Source organism: Streptomyces sp. NPDC057280 (genome assembly GCF_042668605.1).
Taxonomy (GTDB): domain Bacteria; phylum Actinomycetota; class Actinomycetes; order Streptomycetales; family Streptomycetaceae; genus Streptomyces.
Genome location: NZ_JBHUYR010000001.1, coordinates 1,080,419 through 1,100,981, shown reverse-complemented (window position 1 = coordinate 1,100,981; position 20,563 = coordinate 1,080,419). Strand labels below are relative to the sequence as shown.

Genomic DNA, 20,563 nt, shown 5'->3' with positions numbered 1-20,563 from the left:
AGGGGGCCGGTATTCCGTCAGCCGTGCTCGCAGGCGTCGTCGATCCCGTACGTGTCCCACGCCGGGAAGGGATCGGGCAACGGCGTACCGTCGTCCGGCCCCATGAGGCAGGCCGTGAGTGCCCTGTGCAGCCCCGCGGGGTCCAGCCCCGTGCCGATGAACACCAGCTCCTGCGCGTACGGCGCCTCGTCGTCGCGTGCCGCCGACGGCTCGAAGCGGGCCACCGAACCGGCCTGGGACCAGAGGCCCGTCACGTGCGGGCGGCTGGCCAGGGTGAAGAAGCCCTTCGAGCGAAGGATCCGGCCGTAGATGCCGCTGTCCAGGCCCTCCGTCACGAAGTTCCACAACCGACCCGGATGAAAGGGGAGTTCGGAGCGGAAGACGGTGGAGGAGACGCCGTACTCCTCGGTCTCGGGGACGTGTTCGCCGTTGAGCTCCTGGACCCAGCCGGGCGCCTGTTGCGCGCGGTCCAGGTCGAACAGGCCGGTGCCCAGGACCTGTCCGAGGTCCACCCGGGCGTGGCGGGCGTCGATGATGCGGGCGACGGGGTTGAGCCGGCGCAGGGCCGCACGGAGCCGGGCCGCGGCGTCCGCGTCGACCAGGTCGAGCTTGTTGAGGACCAGGACGTCCGCGAACTCGATCTGGTCCACGAGCAGATCGCTCACCGTCCGTTCGTCGTCCTCGAACGGGGCGAGGCCGCGCTCGGCGAGTTCGTCGCCGCTGTCCAGCTCGGGCAGGAAGTTGGCCGCGTCCACGACCGTGACCATGGTGTCGAGACGGGCGACGTCCCCGAGGGTGGCCCCGTCGTCACGGGCGAAGGCGAAGGTGGCCGCGACGGGCAGGGGTTCGGAGATGCCCGACGACTCGATGAGCAGGTGGTCGAACCGGCCCTCCCGGGCCAGCCGGTCGACCTCCTCCAGCAGGTCGTCGCGCAGTGTGCAGCAGATGCAGCCGTTGGTCATCTCGACCAGGCGTTCCTCGGTGCGCGACAGCGCCGCCTCGCCGCCTCGCACCAGCGCGGCATCGATGTTGACCTCGCTCATGTCGTTGACGATCACGGCGACCCGCAGGCCCTCGCGGTTCGCCAGGACGTGGTTGAGCAGCGTGGTCTTGCCCGCTCCGAGGAAGCCGGACAGGACGGTGACGGGCAGACGGACGAGCTCAGGCATCAGGCGCTCAGCCCTCGGGACGCAGCAGGCCGCGCTCGTACGCCTTGACCAGGTTCTGCGGTACGAGGTGACGCACGCCGTCGATCGTGACGGGCACCAGCGACGGCGTGGCCGCCTTCCACTGCGCGCGGCGGTGGCGGGTGTTGCTGCGGGACATCTTCCGCTTGGGGACAGCCATGACAGGGACCTCCTCGGTGGGGCAGCGAGCACCGAGGACGCTACATGAAAATGGATCCCATTAACAATTGCTGATCTCTGGTTAGGGTGAGTGCCGTGAACGACAGCAGCAAGCGTCCCCTGGCCGTGTTCGACCTCGACAACACCCTCGCGGACACCGCCCACCGGCAGCACTTCCTGGAGCGGAAGCCGCGGGACTGGGACGGGTTCTTCGCCGCCGCGCCCGCCGACCCGCCGATCCCGCAGGGGATCGCACTGGTCCTGGAGCATGCCGAGGAGTGCGAGGTCGTCTACCTCACCGGCCGGCCCGAGCGCTGCCGGCAGGACACGCTGGACTGGCTCGCCGCGCAGGGGCTGCCCGAAGGACGCATCTACATGCGGCGGGACAACGACCGCAGACCCGCCCGGCGCACCAAGCTGGAGATCCTCCGCCGCCTCGACCGCACCCGGGAGGTGAGGGTGCTGGTCGACGACGACGAACTGGTCTGCGCCGACGCCGAACAGACCGGTTTCACGGTGGTACGGGCCCGCTGGACCGCCCCTTCCGCCGCGCTGAAGAACGCGCAGGAGCGGGAGGGGCGGACCTGAGCAGGACGGACCTGAGCCGGACGGTCAGTCCGACTCCTCCAGGCGGAAACCGACCTTCAGCCCCACCTGCCAGTGCGCGACCTGACCGTTCTCGATCTGGCCCCGCACCTGCGTCACCTCGAACCAGTCGAGGTTCCGCAGGGTCTGGGAGGCGCGGCTGATCCCGTTGCTGATCGCCTGGTCGACGCCGTCGGGCGAGGTGCCGACGATCTCGGTCACCCGATAGGTGTGATTCGTCATGGAACCACCGTGCCCCAGGCGACGGCCGAGCGCGAGCCGTCCGTCACCCCACCCGGCTCAGGGACAGCGCGAAGCGGCCCTCCTCGTCCGTCCACCAGTGGGACAACTCCAGGCCCGCGGCGGCCAGTTCGGCCCGCACGCCGTCCTTCCGGAACTTCGCCGAGATCTCGGTGCGCAGCTCCTCGCCCGCCGCGAAGTCCACGGCGAGGTCCAGCGCCGGGATCTTCACCGTCTGCGCGGTACGGGACCGCAGCCGCATCTCGATCCACTCGTTCTCCGCGTCCCACAGCGCCACATGGTCGAAGGCGCCGGGGTCGAAGTCGGCGCCCAGCTCGCGGTCGACGACCGTCAGGACGTTTTTGTTGAACGCGGCCGTCACGCCCGCCGCGTCGTCGTACGCCCTGACCAGCACCTTCTCGTCCTTCACGAGGTCCGTGCCGAGCAGCAGGGCGTCGCCGGGGGAGAGCAGGGCGCGGACCGAGGCCAGGAACACCGCCCGCTCGGCCGGCAGCAGGTTGCCGATCGTGCCGCCGAGGAACGCCACCAGCCGGGGGCCCGGCGTCTCGGGCAGGGCCAGTTCGGCGGTGAAGTCCGCGATCAGCGCGTGCACGCTCAGCGCCGGCCGCTCCGCGATGAGCGCGTGACCGGCCTGGGTGAGCGCGCTCTCGCTGACGTCGACCGGCACGTACGTGTGCAGCCCGGTGAGCGCGTCGATGACGTACCGCGTCTTCTCCGAGGAGCCGGAGCCCAGTTCGACCAGGGTGCGGGCCCCGGTCGCCGCGGCGATCTCACCGGCGCGGGCGACGAGGATCTCGCGCTCGGCGCGAGTGGGGTAGTACTCCTCCAACTCGGTGATCCGGTCGAAGAGTTCGCTGCCGTGGGCGTCGTAGAACCACTTCGGCGGGAGCGTCTTCGGGGTGCGGGTCAGGCCGTGCAGGACGTCGGCGCGCAGGGCGGCCTCGGTGGCGTCCTCGGGCAGAGTGCGGGTGAGAAGGAACGGACTCACGTGCGGGGCTCCTTCGGTGGTTCCATGGACGGTTCCTTGAGCGGTGTGAGCAGCACGTCCGTGCCGCTGGCCGCGAGCAGGGTGCGGTCGGGGACCTCCTGCCAGTGCGGATCGTCGTCGTACGGCTCGGAGGCCACGACCGTGCTGCGGCCGGGGCTCGCGAGATACCAGAGCGTGTCGCCCCAGGCGGTCGCGGCGATGGACTCGCCGTTGGTGAGCAGCAGGTTCAGCCGGGACCCGGGGGCCGCCTCGGCGACCTCCAGGACCGTGTCGGCCAGCGCCTGCCCCTCCTCGTCGCCCGCCCGGAGCCGGGCGAGGACCAGCGCCCACACGAACGCCGAGTCGTTGCGGGCCTCCATCGCCAGCAGGTCCGCTGCCGGGAGGGTCTCCGTCAACGGTGCCAGGGAGCCGGGCCAGCCCTTGACGGCCCCGTTGTGGCTGAACAGCCACGGACCGCTCGCGAACGGCGCCGCCGCGGCCTCGGCGTCGGCGCCCGAGAGGGTCGCGTCCCGGACGGCGGCGAGGAGGGCGCCGGTGCGGACCACCCGCGCCAGGTCGGCGAAGGACAGGTCCGCCCAGATCGGGCCCGCCCGCCGGTAGCGGGCCGGCACCGGATCGCCCGGCGCGTACCAGCCGACGCCGAAACCGTCGGCGTTGACGGTGCCGTACCGCTGGCGGCGCGGCGCCCACGACTGCCGGTACAGGCCGTGCGGGGGCGCCACCAGGAATGTGCCGAGCGGCTCCTCGGGCCCCAGATAGGCCAGGTGACGGCACATCAGACGCCCTCCGCGGACCGGGCGGTGCGGAAGCCGGAGAAGATCTGCCGCCGGATCGGGTAGTCCCAGTTGCGGAACGTGCCCCGGCAGGCCACCGGGTCCACGGCGAACGAGCCGCCGCGCAGCACCTTGTACTCGGGGCCGAAGAACACCTCCGAGTACTCCTTGTACGGGAACGCCTGGAAACCGGGGTACGGCAGGAAGTCGCTCGACGTCCACTCCCACACGTCGCCGATCAACTGGCGTACGCCCAGCGGCGACTCACCCTTCGGGTAACTGCCCGCGGGGGCCGGGCGCAGATGCCGCTGACCGAGGTTGGCGTGCTCGGGCGCCGGGTCGGCGTCGCCCCACGGGTAACGCATCGAGCGGTCCGTGGTCGGGTCGTGCCGGGCGGCCTTCTCCCACTCGGCCTCCGTCGGCAGCCGGCGCCCCGCCCAGCGGGCGTACGCGTCGGCCTCGTACCAACTGACGTGCACCACCGGCTCGTCGGGCGGCACCACCTCGGTGACGCCGAACCGCCGCCGCAGCCACTGGTCGCCGTCCCGGCGCCAGAACAGCGGGGCGTCGATCGAGTGCTCCCGGATGTGCGCCCAGCCCGCCGGCGACCACCAGCGGTCCACCTGGTAGCCGCCGTCCTCGATGAACTCCTGGTATGCCCCGTTGGTGACCGGCGCGGTGTCGATCCAGTACGGCGCCACCTCGCGCCGGTGCGCGGGGCGTTCGTTGTCCAGTGCCCAGGGCTCGTCGGAGGTGCCCATCGTGAACGGGCCGCCGGGGACGAGGACTTCGGCCGGACCGGTGTGCAGCGGGGCCGGCTCCGGGTCGGGCGCGGTCAGGGCCTGGGGGCCCTTGCGGAGCTGATGAGTGATCAGCATCGTCTCGTCGTGCTGCTGTTCGTGCTGGGCGATCATCCCGAAGGCGAAACCGGCCTCGGTGAGCCGGGTGCCGCCGAAGGCGGTCGACTCCAGCAGGTCCAGCACCCTGCCGCGCACCTCGGCCGCGTACTGCCGGGCCTCGGCGGGCGGCAGCAGCGGCAGCTTGGGCCGTTCGGCGCGCGGGTGCTCGAAGGCGTCGTACAGGCCGTCGATCTCCGGGCGCATCGCCTCCCGGCCCGCGACCCCGCGCAGCAGCCACAGCTCCTCCTGGTTGCCGATGTGGGCGAGGTCCCACACCAGGGGGGACATCAGCGGCGAGTGCTGGGCGGTGAGGTCGGGGTCGTCGACGCAGCTGGTCAGCAGCGTCGTGCGGTCGCGGGCCGTGGTGAGAGTGGTCAGCGCCCGTACGCGGAGCGTCTCGGCGGCGTCGGTCATGTGCGGAGGTCCTTCCCGTGCGGCCGGTCCAGAGGTATGTCGGCGTGGCCTGTGCCGTGCGGCCGGTTCAGCAGGTCGTCGGCCAGGTCGTCGTCGTGCGGCCGGTCCGGTGGCGTGCCGGCGGGGTCCTTGCCGTGCGGCCGGTCCGTACCGACGCGGGCCTCGAGGGCGCCGAGGAGCAGGTCGTCGGCACGGTCCGTGCCGTGCAGCCCGTCCAGCAGGTCGTCGGCGGGACAGCGGCCCCGGCGGACGTAGCGGTCCAGGTACGCGGCCACGGCGTCCCGGACCTCGTCGGTCGCGCCGAGCCTCGGCAAGGCGTCGAGGGCCGCCGTGAAGCACTCCACGGCCACCTCGTGCAGTTCCGGGTCGGCGAGGCCGGTGCGGGCCGCGTCCAGCCACAGCGGGTTGTGCGGGGCGGGCAGCCCCTGCGTCCGCTCCGCCAGCGGCTTCACCGCGCGGTAGGCGGTCTCGGCGGCCTCGGGGTCGTCGAACAGCGCCGTCGTCACCGCCAGCGGCACGATCCAGCCGTCCTCGCCGGGCTGGGCGTCCATCATGCGCAGCTCGAGGAAGCCGCGCGGCCTGACCGGCGGGAAGAGGGTGGTGATGTGGTAGTCGAGGTCCTCGCGGGTGGGCGGCCTCGGCACGCCGGAGCGGGTCCACTCCCGGAAGGTCATGCCGTCCGGGACGTCCCAGGCCCCCTCGTCCCGCCGTATACACATCACCGGGGCGTCGAGCACGTGCCGCGCCCAGGTCGCACGGGGGTCGCCCGCCAGCGGGGGTCCGCCCGCCCGGCCCGCGCCGATCTCCATCCACAGCAGCTGCCGGGTGGAGAGCCAGCCGGTGGGTTCGCGGCCGACCAGCGGAGAGTTGGCGAACGCGGCGACCAGGACCGCGCCCAGCTGGTGCGCCAGCCACCAGCGCCGCCCGTGCCCGAGCGGGCCCGGCTCCTCGTAGCCGGCGTCCAGGCAGACCTGCACGGACGCGGAGGTGCACATCATGGCGCGGCCGGCCGGACCGGTGCGGTCGAGGCACGCCTCCATGGCGTCGTAGCGGGGTTCGTGGAGATACCGGCGGGGCGAGTGCCACGGATCGTTGCCGAGGCCGACGAGGCCGAGATCATGCCCGGCGAGCGCCGTGCGGACGGCGTCGAGGTCGGCGGAGACGGTGCCGATGCACTCCATGAGGGAGGCGGCGGGCGGCGAGCTGAGCTCCAGCTGGCCGCCGGGCTCGACGGTGAGCGCCGAGCTCAGGGGCACGGTCCCCAGTGCGGCGTAGGCCGCTTCGAGTCGTTCGGGTGTGACGGGGAGCTGCGGAGTGCGCAGCTCGTGGACGAGCCATTCCACCTCGACCCCGACGGTGCGGGGCGGTCCGGTCTTGAAGCAGATGCCCCTGACCAGCGCCTCCACCTCGGCGGCGGACAGAGCGGTGCGGGGCTCCGTACAGTCGCTGCAGTCGGTAACCGAATCGGACATGTCGGGATCCTCCTGAGATTCCACCATGCCACCGGCCCGGATGATGTTGGCCGGACCGGCATTGCTCGTCCCACCCAAAACCCTCGAAGCGAATCGCACAAGGGTGCGCCTTGCCGCGTTCGGGGTCGGTAATCTCCGTTTCCTGCGTGTTTCCCGGGTGTTCTCGAGGTGGGGAAACTCCGTTGCACCGTACGACCAGCATCGCCCACGATGCGGGCATGAGCACGACGGGGGAGCGCGCACGGCGCGCGATCGAGGCGCCCACGGGGGTGGCGCCATGAGCGCGCGCCTGCGGGGCATCGCACAGCAGACGGAACAGATCGTCGAGGCGGGGTTCTACCGCGCCTCCGACGGGCGCCAGGTGTCCGTCGCGGCGGATGTCGAGGCGGCCCGGGCCGGTACCCGGCTGTACGGGCCGGAGCAGGTGGCCGTGCCGTCCTGGACACCGGTGGAGCTGTTCGTCGAGGTCACCGGCGAGAGCAGCCTGGAGGCCGCGCGCCGGCTCGGCGGCGGCCCGGCCGTCCTGAACTTCGCCTCGGCCCGCAACCCGGGCGGCGGCTATCTCAACGGCGCCCAGGCCCAGGAGGAGGCCCTGTGCCGGGCCTCCGCGCTGTACGCGTGCGTGCGGGAGACCCGGGACTTCTACGACCACCACCGGGCCCACCGCGACCCGTTCTACACGGACCGGGTCATCCACTCACCGGCCGTCCCCGTCTTCCGCGACGACCGCGGACGGCTCCTGGACGAGCCGTACCGCTGCGGCTTCCTGACGGCCGCCGCGCCCAACGCCGGTGTCGTGCGTCGTACGGCGCCGGAGCGGGCCGGCGAGCTGCCGCGGGCCCTCGCCGTCCGCGCCGAGCGGGTGCTGGAGGTGGCGGCGGCCGAGGGGTACCGGCGGCTGGTGCTCGGGGCGTGGGGATGCGGGGTGTTCCAGAACGACCCGGTGCAGGTGGCCGGTGCCTTCCAGGCGCTGCTGGCCCCCGGAGGTCGGTTCCACACGGCGTTCGAGCACGTCGTCTTCGGGGTCCTTGACCGCACGTCCGGCACCGTGGTGCGCGGCGCCTTCGAGAAGGTGTTCCAGGTCCAGCCGTAAGACGCTTCAGGCTGGCCGTAAGGGGTTTTCAGGTCCAGCCGTAGCGCTCGTGCAGCCGCCTCCTGACCAGGTCGAACCGGCCGCGGTCGAGCGCGCACGCCTCCCGGCGCATGCCGTCCTCGTGCAGTCGCAGCACGCGGTCCACATCCACCCAGGAGTCGCGGCCCGACCGGTCCCAGGGCCCGCTCCCGATCGCCACCCACTCGCGGTCGCCGTCGTGCCGCTTGCTGGACAGCTGCACGGCGAGGAAGGTACCGGCCGCCTCCCTGGCCACCACCAGCACGGGCCGGTCCTTGCCGCGCCCGTCGTTCTCCTCGAACGGCACCCAGGTCCACACGATCTCCCCGGGGTCCGGGTCGCCGTCGTGCGCGGGCGAGTACTCGGTGCGCACCCGGCCCACCTCGCGGGGGTCGGCCTCGGTGGTGGCGGTGGCGCCGAAGCGGCCGGGGACGTTCTCATCGGTCTCATGGGTAAACGCAGTCACGGGGGCACCCTAAGGGGTGCCCCCGTGTCCGCTGCCGGCTAGCTCTCCGCCACGGGCACCTTCTGCGCCGGTGGCTGCGGCGCGAGCCCGTTCAGGGACGAAGTCCCGGCCGGCGCCTGACCGTTCTGGTTCATGGACGCGAGCAGCTGGCGGGCCAGGCCGAGGCCCGTGCCGCCCATGGTGAGCGCCTTGGCGAACATGTCCGCCATGCCGTCGGCGCCGTTGAGCACCACCATGTTGTCGACGTTCCCGAACGCGGACGCCCCGGCCTGTACGATCTCCGGCCAGTTCTCGGCGAGTTGCTGGGCGACCACGGCCTCCTGGTTCTCGGCGAGGGCGGCGGCCCGCGCCTTGATGGCCTCCGCCTCGGCGAGTCCCTTGGCCCTCGTCGCCTCGGCCTGCGCGAGGCCCTTGGCCTGGGCCGCGGCGGCCTCGGCCTCACCGGTGGCGCGGGTCGAGGCCGCCGTCGCCGTACCGCGTGCCTTGGTCGCCTCGGCCTCGGCGGCCGCGGCCGCCTTGACCCGCGTCGCCTCGGCCGCGGCGGCCAGCTCGGTCTCCTTCGCCTTGGCCTGTGCCGCCGAGATACGCGCGTCACGCTCGGCCTCGGCCAGGGTGCGCTTCTCGTACGCCCTCGCGTCCGCGGGCTTGCGCACGTCCGCCTGGAGCTGCTGCTCGGTGCGCTGCGCCTCCAGTTCGGCGACCCGGGTCATCTGCACGACGACCTCCTGCCGGGCGGCGGCGTCGGCGAGCGGTCCGGCCTGCTGGGCCTTGGCGGCGGCCTTGTCGCGCTCGGCCTGGTAGCCGGCCTGGAGGATCTCGCTGTCCCGGGTGGCCTCCGCCATCCGCGCGAACGACTGCTGCTCGGCCTCGGTGGCCAGCCGGTTCGCCTCGGCCTGCGCGATCCGCGCGTCCCGCTGGACGGCGGCGGCGTGCGGCATCGCGAGGTTCTGGATGTACCCGGTCGGGTCCTCGATCTCGTGGATCTGCAGCGAGTCCACGATCAGGCCCAGTTTCTCCATCTCCGTGCCGCATGCGGCCCGGGTCTGCCCGGTCAGCTTCTCCCGGTCGCGGATCATGTCCTCGACGGTCAACCCGCCGACGATGGACCGCAGATGACCGGCGAAGACGTTGTGCACCCGCTCCGACATCAGCTTCTGCTGGTCGAGGAAGCGGCGCCCCGCGTTGGCGATCGACACGAAGTCGTCGCCCACCTTGAAGATGACCACGCCCCGCACCTTCAGCGGAATGCCCTGGTGGGTCACGCAGTCCACGTGCAGCTCGGTCTCGTTGAGGTCGAGAGACAGCTTGCGCACCGCCTGCACGCCGGGCAGCACCAGCGTGCCGCGCCCCGTGACGATACGGAATCCCATGCCCTCTTCGAGGCCTTCGGTCCTGTGCTTGGAACCCGAGATGATGAGCGCCTCGTTGGGCTCGGCCACCCGCCACATCATCTTGAACACACCGATCAGAACGAGGACAGCACCCACTGCGATCCCCGCAACGACGCCGATGACCATCGGCATACGCCCCCTTTGCATGGTGCCCTTTCGGCACCGAACGAAGGGAGTGTGCGCCTCGGCGCAGCCGGGGTACAGACCCTGACGAACTCTTGTCGCAACCTTGACGCAAACGGCTCTCACCTGCGACAAGGCTCGCTCAACTGTCGTACGCCGCCTGCACGTAGACCGTTCTCGGCGGCTGGTACTCCACCACCATGACGACCGTACCCCGCTCGGTGCGGTCGCTGCCGGTGGCCGGATAGGCGAGGAAGTGTTCGGCACCGCCGCGCACCCGGACGATCACCTCGCCGACGAGCCCGGGCCCGACCGTTCCGGTGACCCGCCCCATGAGCCCGACCATCGACGCATCGTCCATGGTCACAGGGTACGGGCCCGACCCCGCTACGCGGCCGGCGAGTCGGCGTCGACCCGCAGCGGCGGCCACGCCTCGTGCCAGCGCAGCTCCGCCTCCAGCTGCGCCGCGAGCGAGATCAGCAGCGGCTCGCTGTGGGCCGGCCCGAGCAACTGCGCCCCCACCGGCAGGCCGTCGTCCACGAATCCCGCCGGGACGCTGACGCCGGGCCAGCCCAGCACGTTCCACGGCCAGGCGTAGGGGCAGGCCGCGATCATCGCGCGGTCGGTGGCGAAGCCACCGAGCGGGAGCATCGAGCCGATGCGGGGCGGGGGAGCGGCCGTGGTGGGGGCGAGGACGACGTCGTACGACGTGAAGAAGGCGCCGATACGGCGGTGCAGGACCGCCTCCGCCCGCCGTGCCGCCCGCAGCGGTGCCCCGCCGAGAAGGCGGCCGAGCCGGGCGGCGTCGCGGGTGCGTCGGTCGAGGAGCGCGGGGAAGGGCGCTTCGCCGACGCGCTCGGCGAGGCCGGCGGTGGCGCGCGGGATGAAGGTGAGCCCGATCTGGCCGTACGGCGGGTCGGCCTCCTCGACCGTGTGGCCCAACGCGGCCAGCTGCTCGGCGAGTTGGACGACCTTCGCCCGTACCGCCGGCTGCAGCCGGGCGGGCAGGGCGGTGAACGGCGGCTTCAGGGCGAGGGCGATGCGGAGGCGGCCGGGGTCGCGGCGGGCGGCCCCCGAGGCGTCCACCGACGGCGGGCGGTGCGGGTCGAGGGCGTGGTTGCCGCTCGCCGCGTCGAGCAGGAGGGCGGCGTCGGCGACGGTGCGGGCCAGGGTGCCGTTGACGGTGATGCCCTGGAAGGACTCGCCGCGCGGCCAGGTGGAGATGCGGCCGCGCTGCGGCTTGATGCCGATGAGGTGGGTCCAGGAGGCCGGGATGCGTACCGACCCGGCGCCGTCGGAGCCGAGGGCCGCCGGCACGAGTCCCGCGGCGACGGCGGCGGCCGATCCGCCCGACGACCCGCCCGGCGTGTGGTCCGCGTTCCACGGGTTGCGGGTGGCCCCGAAGGCGGGCCCCTCGGTGAAGGGCCACTGCCCGAACTCGCACGTGTTGGTCTTGCCCACGACGATCGCCCCGGCGGCCCGCAGCCGCCGTACCGCCTCCCCGTCCTCGGCGACCGGCGGGAACTCGCCCCGGCAGCCGAACGCGGTGGGCTCGCCCGCCACGTCCATGTCGTCCTTCACGGCCACCGGCACCCCGAGCAGCGGCCTCCGCACGCCGGCCGCGAGTTCCCTGTCAGCCGCGTCCGCCTCGGCGAGCGCGGCCTCCGCACGGACGATCCGGAAGGCGTTCAGCGAGCCCTGCCCGGCCTCGATCCTGGCGAGCGTCCGCTCGACGAGGGCCCGTGCCGTGACGGTGCCGTCGGCCAGCGCGCGTGCGGTCTCCACCAGGCCGGCGGAACGGTCGTGCGTCATACGGGACACCTCCGGTGACGTTGCCTACCGAACGGTAACGTCTGCAAGCGCTTCGCCGGAACACCCGCCGCGGGGACGGCCGTTCGACGCTCGGCACAGCCGCCTCACAGGGCTCGTGAGGTCGTGCGCAAACCATTGACGCACCGGGGCCTCACCTCTACCTTCTGATCGACTTTCCGAACCTTGTTCGGCATTCCGGACGTTGAGCCGCGTCCTGTCCGAGAGAGAGCCGCCCGTGACCACACGACCCCCCATGCCGTCACGCCGTACCCTGCTGCGCGCCATGGCGGTGCTGCCCGCCTCGGCCGTCCTGCTGGGCGAGCTGCCCGGGGCGGCCTTCGCGGCGGCACCGCCGAGCGGCTCCGCCACCCGCTACACGATCGTGCCGTTCCTCGACAGCAACGACGGCACGGTGAACGTCTACCAGGCCGACGACGCCACCGACTTCCGGCTCGTCCAGGCGTCCGCCTACACGCCGCCGAGCAACAGGATCCGTGACGCCAGCGTCTTCAAGCACACCGACGGCTACTACTACCTCACCTACACCACGCACACCTGGCAGGACGTCAGCACCACCATCGGCTTCGCCCGCAGCTCCGACCGGGTCAACTGGACCTTCCTGTACGACTACACGGTCCCCATCGCCAACCTGTCCCGGGCGTGGGCACCCGAGTGGTTCGTCGACAGCGACGGCAGTGTCAACGTCATCGTGTCCTGCTCGCTCACCAGCGACGAGTGGATCTTCACGCCGTATCTGCTGAAGGCGACCAACTCCGTGCTCACGGCGTGGAGTTCACCGGCGGCCCTGTCCGGCATCGGCGCGAACCACATCGACACGTTCATCGTGAGGATCGGCTCGACCTACCACGCCTTCACCAAGAACGAGACGACCAAGTACATCGAGTACGCCACGGCCGCGTCGCTGGCCGGCCCCTACACGATCTCGAGGACCGGCGACTGGGCGGGCTGGGGCAGCTACCGCGAGGGCCCGGCGCTGGTACAGCTCGACAACGGCGCCTGGCGGCTGTTCTTCGACGGCTACGGCGACGGCAAGTACTACTACAGCGACAGCTACGACACCTTCGCCACCTGGTCCGCGCCGACGGCCCTGCCCGCGATCTCCGGTACGGCACGGCACTTCACGGTCATCAAGGAGACCGTGTCGGGCGGCCCGGCGCTGGCGAAGAACGTCACGCGCTCCTTCCAGTCGGCCAACTACACCACCCGGTACTGGCAGAACCAGTCCGCCCTGCTCAACCTGCCGGTCGTGACCGGCTCCAGCACCACCGCCGAGAAGACGGCCTCGACCTTCACGGTCGTCGCGGGCCTGGCCGACGCGAACGGCTACTCGTTCCGCGACTCCTCCGGCAACTACCTGCGCCACTGGGACTTCCGGGCCCGCTTCGGCGCGAACGACGGCACCTCGACCTTCGCCAAGGACGCCACGTTCATCGCCCGCACGGGCACGGCGACCGGCTCGCTCCGCTTCGAGTCGTACAACTACCCCGGCTACTACCTGCGCCACTACAACTACCAGCTCAGGGTGGAGCGTTCGGACGGCACGGCCCTGTTCCGCCAGGACAGCTCGTTCACCCCGGTGGGAGCCTGGGCCTAGGGGCGCAGCACGATCTTGCCGTGGGTGTGGCCCTGTTCCAGTTCGCGGTACGCGTCCCGCACCTGCTCCAGCGGGTAGGTGCGGGCGACCGGGACCTCCAGCTCGCCGCGGGCGGCGAGGCGGGCCAGTTCGCCGAGGACGACCGCGCAGGCCGCCGAGCCCTCGCCGTAGGTCCGTGCGCCGACCCGGGCGGCGGCCTGCCAGTCGCGGATCGTGTTGATCCGCTCGGGCCGCACGCCCAACTCCACCGCCAGGTCCACGTATCCGTCGCCGAACGTGTCGATGAACGCGTCGACCCGCCCGCCGGACGCCTGCCGGACCCGATCGGCCACGCCCTCGCCGTACGCGACCGGGAGGACCCCCCGCTCCTTCAGCCACGCGTGGTTGCGTTCGCTCGCCAGCCCGATCACCGTGGCACCGCGCCGTCGCGCCAACTGCACGGCCAGCGACCCGACACCGCCCGCCGCGCCGGACACCACGACGGTGTCCCCGGGGCCGGGGTCCACGGCGAACACGGTGGCGTACGCGGTCGTGCCGGCCACGTACAGCGACCCGGCCACCTCCCAGGGCAGCCCCCGCGGCCGGGAGACCAGGTTCACGTCGTCGACCACGACGAACTCCGCATGGCTCGCCCGGTTGTGGGTGAAACCCAGCACCTCGTCGCCCACCGCGAAACCGCGCACCTCGGGGCCGAGGCCCACCACGACTCCGGCCAGATCACTGCCCTGCCCGGAGGGGAACGTCGCCGGCCAGCGGCCGTGCCGCGCGCCCCTGCGGATCATCACCTCGCCGGGCTGGATGCCGGCCGCCCGGACCTCGACGAGCACCTGCCCCGGCCCGGGTGACGGGCGTGGCACGTCCTCGACGCGGAGCACGTCGATCTCGCCGTACGCGTGGAACCGTACCGCCTTCATCACTTGACCACCGCACCTCGCAGTCGGGAACAGAACCCCGCCTTCAACACCCGCGGGGCCGATCCCTGTTCCCGGACGTGTGAGGTGAGACGTGTTGGGTGACACGAGCGTCGGGCGGCCGGCCTCTTCGTGGCATCTGCCAGTACGGGCGCCGGACCGCGCGGAGGGAGACTCGCCGCCGCGTGAGTGTCCAGCGGTACGACGCGATCGGTGAGGCCTTCGAGGGGGACGGGCCTGCTCGCCCACCCGCCCCTGGTGATGCTGCGCTGCCGGGCCTGAGCGGCGGACTCGGGGCGGCATGACGCGCCCCGGCCCCTACCCCCCGACCTGGATCTCGACTCGATGCCGCAGGTAGGCGTCCGGATGGGTGCGGGCGATGCGCACCGCCTCGGTCACCAGGCCGTGGAGCTCGGCCGGTTGGCGTTGCGCGTTCAGGACGAGGCCCGGGAGGATGCAGCGGCGGACGTCGAGGTCCTCGTTGGCGACGAACTCCCGGAGCGCCGCCTCCTGCCACTCGGCCCCGAGATCGGCGACCGAGTCGACCTCGGCCCGGCTCTCGGGCGTCATGACGCGGTTCTCCCCGTCGAGGTAGCGCACGGACACCCCCGTCCAGTACCAGGCGCGGGCGGCGCCGGCCCGCTCCTCGTCGCTGCCGGTGCGCAGCACGTCGATGAGCGCCGCCTTCACCCGGCGACGGCCGTACAGACGGACGGCCGGTTCGATGAACTGCCGGTTGAAGCTGGGGTCCGGGTCGTGCACCCCGGTGCGGACCAGCCGCTCGAGAAGTCCGTCCGGGGGCGCGTCCGCCGCGCGCAGGGTGCGCCGGACGATCGAGCGCGCCTCGTGCTCCCACTCCCGGCCCGGGCCCGCCGTGGCGGGCGGCTCGGCGCCGAGGAACTCGATGAGCTCCGCCGCGTGCGCCTGGAAGGCGGCACGGCGGTCGCCCGGGCGGTCCGGAAGCGGAGCGTAGGTGCGAGGGCTGTCGTCGCTCACCGGTGTCGTCCCCCTGGGTGGTGGTGGCGGTTTCGAAGGAGAGGGCAAGCATGCCCGGACGGCCGGGTGCGTGGCACCCGGCCGCCGGTCGTCATGCGACCGTGCTCACGCGGACTTGCCGCCGGTGCAGGCGGCGCCCGGCTCCGGGGTCTGGCTGCCCTGGACGTACTTCTCCAGGAACTCGGACACCCGGGGATCGGACTTCTTCGTCACGTTCAGCTGGTGGCCCCAGGCGGACAGCGTGATCGGCGAGGACTGGTCGGGGTAGGGGCTCATCAGCGTGTACGGCGTCTTGGCGACCTTGTCGGAGAGCGCCTTGACGTCCGCGTCCGAGGCCTTGTCGTTGTACGTGATCCAGACCGCGCCGTGTTCCAGGGAGTGCACGGCGTTCTCGTTCTGTATCGGGTCGGTGTAGACGTCGCCGTTGCAGTTCTGCCAGACGGGGGCGTGGTCGCCGCCGACGGGCGGTGTCATCGGGTAGTCGACCGTCTTGTCGACGTGGGTCTGGCTCAGCTTCGCCCACGTCTTCTCGCCGGAGACCGGCGCCGCCTGGGCCTGTTCCTTCGCGTCGGCGGCGTCGAGCAGATACCAGCCGCCGCCCACGAGGCCGGCGAGGATCGCGGCGGACACGGTGACGGTGATGATCCGGTTGCGGCGCTCGCGGGCCTGCTCGGCGCGGCGCTGTTCCTCGACGCGGGCGCGGCGCGCCTCGGCCTTGGAGGCGTGGGAGTTCCTGTTCTTCTTCGGGTTCGTTCTGGTGCTCTTGGAGTTGGCGGAGGCCATGGTGAAGTCCCTTGTGGGCAGCGGAGACCGGCGGACGCCGGTTGACGGACGGGGATCGGCGTCCGGTCTAGGTCCGCAGCACCTGCAGGGCGTGGAGGTCGGGGGCGCGCGGCTCCGCCGTGTACGGGGCGCGGGCGGGTACGGCGAGGGCCGGCCGGGTGTCCACCCGGGTGGGAGGGGCGAGCGGCTGGGGGTGCGGGCCCGGTGCGGTGCTCGGCTTGCCGACGACGGCTTTTCCGCCGCACCGGTCGTGGCCGGAGGAGACGCAGACGTGTTCCCGTACCTGCTGGCCCGGCATGTCGAGGACGACGGCCGTGGGTGCGTGCTCCGCCGGCGGCTGCGGGCCCCGGGCACACAGACAGGCCACGCCGAGCAGCGTGGCCAGGGCCACCACCAGGCCCCACACCACGGCTCCGGTCCGCCGCCGCGCACGCATCGTCGATTCCCCGCCCTTTCGAGGTCTCAGGGTAGGTGAGGGTGCGGTGGGGGAGGCAGTTGGGGCAGGGTGTCCGGTGTTCGCAGGGGAGAGCGGCTCGGCACAGGGGGCGGGGTTGGGAGAGTCGGAGATCGGCGGGCTGGTCGCCGGGCTCTTGATCGCGGTGGTCACCTCGCCGGTGGGGGTGTCCGGCGCGGTGTTCCTGTTGCCGGTGCAGCTGAGCGTGTTCGGCGTGCCCAGTTCGGCCGTCACGCCGACGAACCTGCTGTTCAACGTGGTGGCCGGGCCGGGAGCGCTGGTGCGCTTCCACCGGGCCGGGCGGCTGCGGGGCCCGCTGACGCGGCTGCTGGTGGCCGGCACGCTGCCAGGAGTGCTGATCGGTGCTGTCGTACGGGTCTTCGCGGTGCCGGGGCCGGGTGTGTTCCGTCTCCTGGTGGCGCTGCTCCTCCTGCCGCTCGGCCTGTGGCTGATCACGAGGACGCTGCGTCCGGCACGGGTCACCGCGGCGGCGATGCCGTCCCCGCGCACCGTGACGGGTCTCGCCCTGGCGGTGGGGATCGTCGGCGGGGTCTACGGCATCGGGGGCGGTTCGCTGCTCGGCCCGCTGCTGGTCGGCCGCGGTCTGCCGGTCGCCCAGGTCGCACCGGCCGCGCTGGCCTCCACCTTCGCGACCTCGCTGGTCGGCGCCGGCGCCTTCGCCCTGCTGTCCCTGACGGGCTCAGGAGACGTCGCCCCCGACTGGCCGCTCGGCCTGGCCTGCGGCCTCGGCGGCCTGATCGGCGGCTACCTCGGTGCCCACCTCCAGCCCCACGTCCCGGAGACCGCACTGCGCCTGCTGCTCGGCACACTGGCCGCCGCGCTGGGGGCGTCGTACGGCATCGCCGCGCTGAGCTGAGCCGGTCCGGGGAAGGGGCCACCCCACCCGGGTCAGTCCTGGCCCCCACCCGGGTCGGTCCGGGCCGCACCCACCCTGGTCAGTCCGGGCCGCTCCAGTCGAACGGGAAGTGCTTGCTCGACTTGCCCGAGCGGTCCCAGGTGAAGCCGAAGGCGTTGGCGCGGTCGGTGGTGGCCCGGCCCCATGTGGCGATCTGGCCCGGTCCGACCTCGGCGCCGGGGGCGTTGTGGACCTGGACGCGGGCGCCGTCGGGAGTGGTGGGGCCGCCGAGGGCCTCGGCGACCGCCGTGACCCGGCCCGGCACCTCGGCCCGCCACGTGGCGAGGTCCTCGTCGACCTCGATGTGGACGGGGGCCACGTCCATGCCGCGCATCTCGGGGTGGAACATCTCCCCGAACTGCGCGGGCCAGCCGCCCGCCTCGCCGCCGAAGACGGCTCCGAGCGCGGCCCGCTGCTGTTCGTCGGCGCGTTCGTCGAGGAAGACCGCGGCGTAGGGGTCGGTGTGCTCGCCGGCCCACGCGTTGCCGGTGAAGGAGCCGAGCATCAGGACGTTGAGGCCGTCGAGCCGGACGTCGCCGTAGCTGCCCTCCCGGATGTGCCAGGCCAGGACGCCCTCGCAGTCGCCGTACGTCGGGGGCTGTGCGAACGTGCACGGGCAGGGGATGGCGCACTTGCACACATCGAACCAGTCGCCGGTCAGATGCCAGCGCGGCACAGTGGTGGTGGCCTGTTCAGTCATCTCGCTTCCCTCCTGCCGAGCCCCGGGGAGCTCACTCGGAGTGGCGAGACCGCGTGTGCCGAGCCCGGTCGTCCCGGGATCGGGAGACGGTCTCCCTTCCAGCTTGCACCTCCCGCCCCTCACGCGGAACCCACCCGGTCACGCGCGGGGGATCACATGCCGTCGTCCATCGCCGGCATCGAGTCCTGCAGGCCCGGCAGCAGCCAGTCCTGGAAGGGCGCGAGCACGGCCAGGACGAGGAACACCACGCCCACGAAGCGGCCCAGCAGCACACCGCGGGGCGACAGTTTCTCCAGGAAGATCACCACGGCCAGCCCCGCCATCGCCGCCACGTTCATGACGCCCAGCGGCACGAGGACGACCATCAGCCCGGCGCAGCAGCCGACGCAGTAGGCGCCGTGGTGCAGGCCCACCCGCAGATCGCGGACCGGCCCGCGGAAGCCCGAGTAGCGCACGAGATGGCTCAGCGGGTCGCGGCAGTGCCGCAGGCAGACGTGCTTCAGCGGGCCCAGCTGGTACAGGCCCGCGAGCAGGAAGGCGGCCGAGCCGATCCAGTGGCCGGCGGTGGGGTGGTCGTCGACGAGGCTTCCGGTGAGGGCGAGGGCCAGGTACGCGAGCAGCCCGAACGCCGTCCACACCAGCAGGTATCCCGCGATGAACGCGACGGTGCGGGCGGTCCGGACCCAGCCGGAGGACTGCCGGCCGATGCCCCGGACCCAGGTGATCGCCACCGGCGCCATGGACGGCAGCATCATCGCCGCCATCATCGTCACCCAGAGCAGCAGGAACAGCGGCAGCGCCATCCCCATGGTGCCGGGCTCGACCCCCATGTCGCGGGCCTGGCCGATCGTCAGCACCCAGGCGGGCACCGCGATCAGCACGACGAGGATCCAGGCGGCCGCGAGATCCTTCGCCGGCAGCAGCCCGCCGCCCGCTCCGGTCGGCGCGACCGGCGGAGCGGAGGCGACGACGGACGTACGGCTGTGACGCATCGGCGTGCTCTCCCGCGACTGCTTCCAGCACAGCACAGGTCGCCGCGCGACGCGACCGCGTCCGAACGGGGGAGGTGCCGCGAACGCACGGAGTGAACGCACGGAGCAGCTATAGTCAATAATGCGACTAGGTGTGTAGTTCAGTGCTCGATGACGAAGCGGGGCGGCCATGGTGGACAGCCGGTACGCGCGGTACGTCGCCCTCGGCGACAGTCAGACCGAAGGGCTCGGTGACGGCGACGACGCGCAGGGTCTGCGCGGGTGGGCGGACCGGCTCGCCGAGCAGCTCGTACGGGAATCGCCGGGGCTGCTCTACGCCAACCTCGCCGTCCGTGGACGCCTCGCCGGACAGGTACGGGCCGAACAGCTCGCGCCCGCCCTCGCGTTGAAGCCCGACCTGGCCACGGTCGTCGCCGGGGTGAACGACCTGCTGCGGCCCCGCTTCGACGCCGACGAGGTGGCCGGACAGCTGGAGGCGATGTTCGCCGCGCTCACCGGCCAGGGCGCCCGCGTGGTGACGCTGACCTTCCCCGACGTCTCCCGGATCACCCCGCTGGCCCGCCCGGTCGGCCCCCGCGTCGCCGCCCTCAACGCCCGTATCCGGGAGGCGGCGGCCCGGCACGGCGTCCTGGTCGCCGAGACCGCCGGCCCCCCGGTCGTCACCGACCCCCGGCTGTGGAGCCCCGACCGGCTGCACGCCAGTCCCCTCGGGCACGCCCGCATCGCCGCCGCGGTCGCCCACACGCTCGCCCTGCCGGGCAGCGACGACAGCTGGACCCGGGACCTGCCCGCCGACCCCCGCGCGGCCTCGGGGCTGCGGGCCGTCGGCGGTGAACTGCGCTGGGCCGGTTCCTTCCTGGGGCCGTGGCTGGTACGGCGGGTGCGGGGCCGTTCGTCCGGTGACGGACGGCGGGCCAAGCGCCCCGAACTGCTCCCGGTCCTCGCCCTGGACTGATCGAACCGGCTGTTAGGTTGAGTGCATGGCTCTGCGCAACGCGGTGATGGCGGCCCTCCTGGAGGGCGAGGCCTCCGGATACGACCTCGCCAAGGGCTTCGAGGCCTCCGTCGCCAACTTCTGGATGGCCACCCCGCAGCAGCTGTACCGCGAGCTGGAGCGCATGGAGAGCGAAGGGCTCGTCTCCGCCCGCGTGGTCCAGCAGGAACGCCGCCCGAACAAGCGGCTCTTCTCCCTCACCGACGCCGGGCTCGACGTCCTGCGGTCCTACGTCGCCCACGCGCCCGCCAAGCCGACGGCCATCCGCGACGAGGTCATGGTCAAGGTCCAGTGCCTCGACATCGCCGAGCGCGACGACATCCGTGCCGTACTGCAAGCGGTCGCCGAGCGCAGGGAACGCTCCGCCGCGAAACTGGCCCGCTACGAGCGCATGCAGGAACGCATGCTGGCCGGGCGGACCGAGGACGAGTACTTCGCCGAGGCCGACCGCATCGGCCCCTACCTCACCCTCCTCGGCGGCATGGCCTTCGAGCGCGGGAACCTCCGCTGGGCCGACACCGTCCTCGAACGCCTCGCACAGCGAACCGAGGCCTGAACCCG

23 protein-coding genes are annotated in these 20,563 nt (G+C 72.5%); 6 read left to right on the top strand and 17 right to left on the bottom strand.

Annotated elements, in window-relative coordinates; all coding sequences use genetic code 11:
• Positions 1–17 precede the first annotated feature (17 nt).
• The gene (locus tag ACFUO4_RS05080; RefSeq protein WP_383480038.1) at positions 18–1,169 is read right to left on the bottom strand and encodes a GTP-binding protein; all 1,152 of its coding nucleotides are present in this window, start codon (positions 1,167–1,169) and stop codon (positions 18–20) included.
• A 7-nt stretch (positions 1,170–1,176) separates the two neighbouring features.
• Complete coding sequence (gene rpmF / locus ACFUO4_RS05075) at positions 1,177–1,347, bottom strand: 50S ribosomal protein L32 (RefSeq protein ID WP_097271518.1); 171 nt, start codon at positions 1,345–1,347, stop codon at positions 1,177–1,179.
• Between the two features lie 95 nt (positions 1,348–1,442).
• Here rpmF and ACFUO4_RS05070 point away from each other — a divergent pair, with 95 nt between their 5' ends.
• Entirely contained in the window at positions 1,443–1,934 is a 492-nt protein-coding gene (locus tag ACFUO4_RS05070; RefSeq protein ID WP_383480036.1) for an HAD family acid phosphatase, read from the top strand.
• 24 nt (positions 1,935–1,958) lie between these two features.
• On the opposite strand, the gene ACFUO4_RS05065 is transcribed toward ACFUO4_RS05070, so the two are convergent.
• The 5 genes from ACFUO4_RS05065 to egtA are packed head-to-tail and all read right to left on the bottom strand — an operon-like array spanning position 1,959 to position 6,738.
• Positions 1,959–2,174, bottom strand: a complete 216-nt coding sequence (locus ACFUO4_RS05065) for a dodecin (RefSeq protein WP_059194767.1) — start codon at positions 2,172–2,174, stop codon at positions 1,959–1,961.
• Between the two features lie 43 nt (positions 2,175–2,217).
• Positions 2,218–3,180 (bottom strand): L-histidine N(alpha)-methyltransferase, encoded by a 963-nt coding sequence (gene egtD / locus ACFUO4_RS05060; protein ID WP_383480033.1) that lies wholly within the window; start codon positions 3,178–3,180, stop codon positions 2,218–2,220.
• Entirely contained in the window at positions 3,177–3,956 is a 780-nt protein-coding gene (gene egtC, locus ACFUO4_RS05055; RefSeq protein ID WP_383480031.1) for an ergothioneine biosynthesis protein EgtC, read from the bottom strand. The genes egtD and egtC overlap by 4 nt, the downstream gene beginning before the upstream one ends.
• Complete coding sequence (egtB, locus tag ACFUO4_RS05050) at positions 3,956–5,266, bottom strand: ergothioneine biosynthesis protein EgtB (RefSeq protein ID WP_383480029.1); 1,311 nt, start codon at positions 5,264–5,266, stop codon at positions 3,956–3,958. The genes egtC and egtB overlap by 1 nt, the downstream gene beginning before the upstream one ends.
• Positions 5,263–6,738, bottom strand: a complete 1,476-nt coding sequence (gene egtA / locus ACFUO4_RS05045) for an ergothioneine biosynthesis glutamate--cysteine ligase EgtA (protein WP_383480027.1) — start codon at positions 6,736–6,738, stop codon at positions 5,263–5,265. The genes egtB and egtA overlap by 4 nt, the downstream gene beginning before the upstream one ends.
• Positions 6,739–7,015: 277 nt before the next feature.
• On the opposite strand from egtA, the gene ACFUO4_RS05040 reads away from it, so the two are divergent.
• Positions 7,016–7,831, top strand: coding sequence for a TIGR02452 family protein (locus ACFUO4_RS05040; protein WP_383480025.1), 816 nt, complete (start codon positions 7,016–7,018; stop codon positions 7,829–7,831).
• A gap of 28 nt (positions 7,832–7,859) precedes the next feature.
• Here ACFUO4_RS05040 and ACFUO4_RS05035 read toward each other — a convergent pair whose 3' ends face one another.
• The 4 genes from ACFUO4_RS05035 to ACFUO4_RS05020 form a co-directional block, all read right to left on the bottom strand.
• On the bottom strand, positions 7,860–8,315 hold the full coding sequence (locus ACFUO4_RS05035; RefSeq protein ID WP_383480023.1) for a type II toxin-antitoxin system PemK/MazF family toxin: 456 nt from the start codon (positions 8,313–8,315) through the stop codon (positions 7,860–7,862).
• A 38-nt stretch (positions 8,316–8,353) separates the two neighbouring features.
• Entirely contained in the window at positions 8,354–9,838 is a 1,485-nt protein-coding gene (locus tag ACFUO4_RS05030) for a flotillin family protein (RefSeq protein ID WP_383480021.1), read from the bottom strand.
• A 133-nt stretch (positions 9,839–9,971) separates the two neighbouring features.
• On the bottom strand, positions 9,972–10,190 hold the full coding sequence (locus ACFUO4_RS05025) for a hypothetical protein (RefSeq protein WP_383480019.1): 219 nt from the start codon (positions 10,188–10,190) through the stop codon (positions 9,972–9,974).
• 26 nt (positions 10,191–10,216) lie between these two features.
• Complete coding sequence (locus ACFUO4_RS05020) at positions 10,217–11,641, bottom strand: amidase (protein WP_383480017.1); 1,425 nt, start codon at positions 11,639–11,641, stop codon at positions 10,217–10,219.
• Between the two features lie 235 nt (positions 11,642–11,876).
• On the opposite strand from ACFUO4_RS05020, the gene ACFUO4_RS05015 reads away from it, so the two are divergent.
• Positions 11,877–13,256: a glycoside hydrolase family 43 protein gene (locus ACFUO4_RS05015; protein ID WP_383480015.1), complete on the top strand. Its 1,380-nt coding sequence runs from the start codon at positions 11,877–11,879 to the stop codon at positions 13,254–13,256.
• Here the strand turns inward: ACFUO4_RS05015 and ACFUO4_RS05010 are convergent.
• The 4 genes from ACFUO4_RS05010 to ACFUO4_RS04995 all read right to left on the bottom strand — a co-directional run bounded on the left by ACFUO4_RS05010 (position 13,253) and on the right by ACFUO4_RS04995 (position 16,382).
• Positions 13,253–14,170: an NADP-dependent oxidoreductase gene (locus tag ACFUO4_RS05010; protein ID WP_383480013.1), complete on the bottom strand. Its 918-nt coding sequence runs from the start codon at positions 14,168–14,170 to the stop codon at positions 13,253–13,255. The genes ACFUO4_RS05015 and ACFUO4_RS05010 overlap by 4 nt on opposite strands.
• A gap of 315 nt (positions 14,171–14,485) precedes the next feature.
• On the bottom strand, positions 14,486–15,163 hold the full coding sequence (locus tag ACFUO4_RS05005) for a hypothetical protein (protein ID WP_383480011.1): 678 nt from the start codon (positions 15,161–15,163) through the stop codon (positions 14,486–14,488).
• 105 nt (positions 15,164–15,268) lie between these two features.
• Entirely contained in the window at positions 15,269–15,946 is a 678-nt protein-coding gene (locus ACFUO4_RS05000) for a DUF3105 domain-containing protein (RefSeq protein ID WP_383480009.1), read from the bottom strand.
• A gap of 67 nt (positions 15,947–16,013) precedes the next feature.
• Positions 16,014–16,382 carry a hypothetical protein gene (locus tag ACFUO4_RS04995; RefSeq protein ID WP_383480007.1) on the bottom strand — a complete coding sequence of 123 codons (369 nt, stop codon included), beginning with the start codon at positions 16,380–16,382 and terminating at the stop codon, positions 16,014–16,016.
• A 115-nt stretch (positions 16,383–16,497) separates the two neighbouring features.
• On the opposite strand from ACFUO4_RS04995, the gene ACFUO4_RS04990 reads away from it, so the two are divergent.
• Positions 16,498–17,277 (top strand): TSUP family transporter, encoded by a 780-nt coding sequence (locus tag ACFUO4_RS04990; protein WP_383480005.1) that lies wholly within the window; start codon positions 16,498–16,500, stop codon positions 17,275–17,277.
• A gap of 79 nt (positions 17,278–17,356) precedes the next feature.
• On the opposite strand, the gene ACFUO4_RS04985 is transcribed toward ACFUO4_RS04990, so the two are convergent.
• Together ACFUO4_RS04985 and ACFUO4_RS04980 are read right to left on the bottom strand one after the other, a co-directional pair.
• Positions 17,357–18,016 (bottom strand): DUF1326 domain-containing protein, encoded by a 660-nt coding sequence (locus ACFUO4_RS04985; RefSeq protein WP_383480003.1) that lies wholly within the window; start codon positions 18,014–18,016, stop codon positions 17,357–17,359.
• Between the two features lie 152 nt (positions 18,017–18,168).
• Positions 18,169–19,008: a DUF2182 domain-containing protein gene (locus ACFUO4_RS04980; RefSeq protein ID WP_383480001.1), complete on the bottom strand. Its 840-nt coding sequence runs from the start codon at positions 19,006–19,008 to the stop codon at positions 18,169–18,171.
• A 169-nt stretch (positions 19,009–19,177) separates the two neighbouring features.
• On the opposite strand from ACFUO4_RS04980, the gene ACFUO4_RS04975 reads away from it, so the two are divergent.
• Positions 19,178–19,963, top strand: a complete 786-nt coding sequence (locus tag ACFUO4_RS04975) for an SGNH/GDSL hydrolase family protein (RefSeq protein WP_383479999.1) — start codon at positions 19,178–19,180, stop codon at positions 19,961–19,963.
• 25 nt (positions 19,964–19,988) lie between these two features.
• Positions 19,989–20,558, top strand: coding sequence for a PadR family transcriptional regulator (locus ACFUO4_RS04970; RefSeq protein ID WP_383479997.1), 570 nt, complete (start codon positions 19,989–19,991; stop codon positions 20,556–20,558).
• The last annotated feature ends 5 nt before the right edge of the window (positions 20,559–20,563 follow it).

Bases quoted from the DNA above. Each gene is read 5' to 3' on its own strand.
- ACFUO4_RS05080 (WP_383480038.1), bottom strand. From the start codon at position 1,169: ATGCCTGAGCTCGTCCGTCTGCCCGTCACCGTCCTGTCCGGCTTCCTC.
- rpmF (WP_097271518.1), bottom strand. From the start codon at position 1,347: ATGGCTGTCCCCAAGCGGAAGATGTCCCGCAGCAACACCCGCCACCGC.
- ACFUO4_RS05065 (WP_059194767.1), bottom strand. From the start codon at position 2,174: ATGACGAATCACACCTATCGGGTGACCGAGATCGTCGGCACCTCGCCC.
- egtC (WP_383480031.1), bottom strand. From the start codon at position 3,956: ATGTGCCGTCACCTGGCCTATCTGGGGCCCGAGGAGCCGCTCGGCACA.
- egtB (WP_383480029.1), bottom strand. From the start codon at position 5,266: ATGACCGACGCCGCCGAGACGCTCCGCGTACGGGCGCTGACCACTCTC.
- egtA (WP_383480027.1), bottom strand. From the start codon at position 6,738: ATGTCCGATTCGGTTACCGACTGCAGCGACTGTACGGAGCCCCGCACC.
- ACFUO4_RS05040 (WP_383480025.1), top strand. From the start codon at position 7,016: ATGAGCGCGCGCCTGCGGGGCATCGCACAGCAGACGGAACAGATCGTC.
- ACFUO4_RS05030 (WP_383480021.1), bottom strand. From the start codon at position 9,838: ATGCCGATGGTCATCGGCGTCGTTGCGGGGATCGCAGTGGGTGCTGTC.
- ACFUO4_RS05025 (WP_383480019.1), bottom strand. From the start codon at position 10,190: ATGGACGATGCGTCGATGGTCGGGCTCATGGGGCGGGTCACCGGAACG.
- ACFUO4_RS05020 (WP_383480017.1), bottom strand. From the start codon at position 11,641: ATGACGCACGACCGTTCCGCCGGCCTGGTGGAGACCGCACGCGCGCTG.
- ACFUO4_RS05010 (WP_383480013.1), bottom strand. From the start codon at position 14,170: ATGAAGGCGGTACGGTTCCACGCGTACGGCGAGATCGACGTGCTCCGC.
- ACFUO4_RS05000 (WP_383480009.1), bottom strand. From the start codon at position 15,946: ATGGCCTCCGCCAACTCCAAGAGCACCAGAACGAACCCGAAGAAGAAC.
- ACFUO4_RS04995 (WP_383480007.1), bottom strand. From the start codon at position 16,382: ATGCGTGCGCGGCGGCGGACCGGAGCCGTGGTGTGGGGCCTGGTGGTG.
- ACFUO4_RS04985 (WP_383480003.1), bottom strand. From the start codon at position 18,016: ATGACTGAACAGGCCACCACCACTGTGCCGCGCTGGCATCTGACCGGC.
- ACFUO4_RS04980 (WP_383480001.1), bottom strand. From the start codon at position 19,008: ATGCGTCACAGCCGTACGTCCGTCGTCGCCTCCGCTCCGCCGGTCGCG.
- ACFUO4_RS04975 (WP_383479999.1), top strand. From the start codon at position 19,178: ATGGTGGACAGCCGGTACGCGCGGTACGTCGCCCTCGGCGACAGTCAG.
- ACFUO4_RS04970 (WP_383479997.1), top strand. From the start codon at position 19,989: ATGGCTCTGCGCAACGCGGTGATGGCGGCCCTCCTGGAGGGCGAGGCC.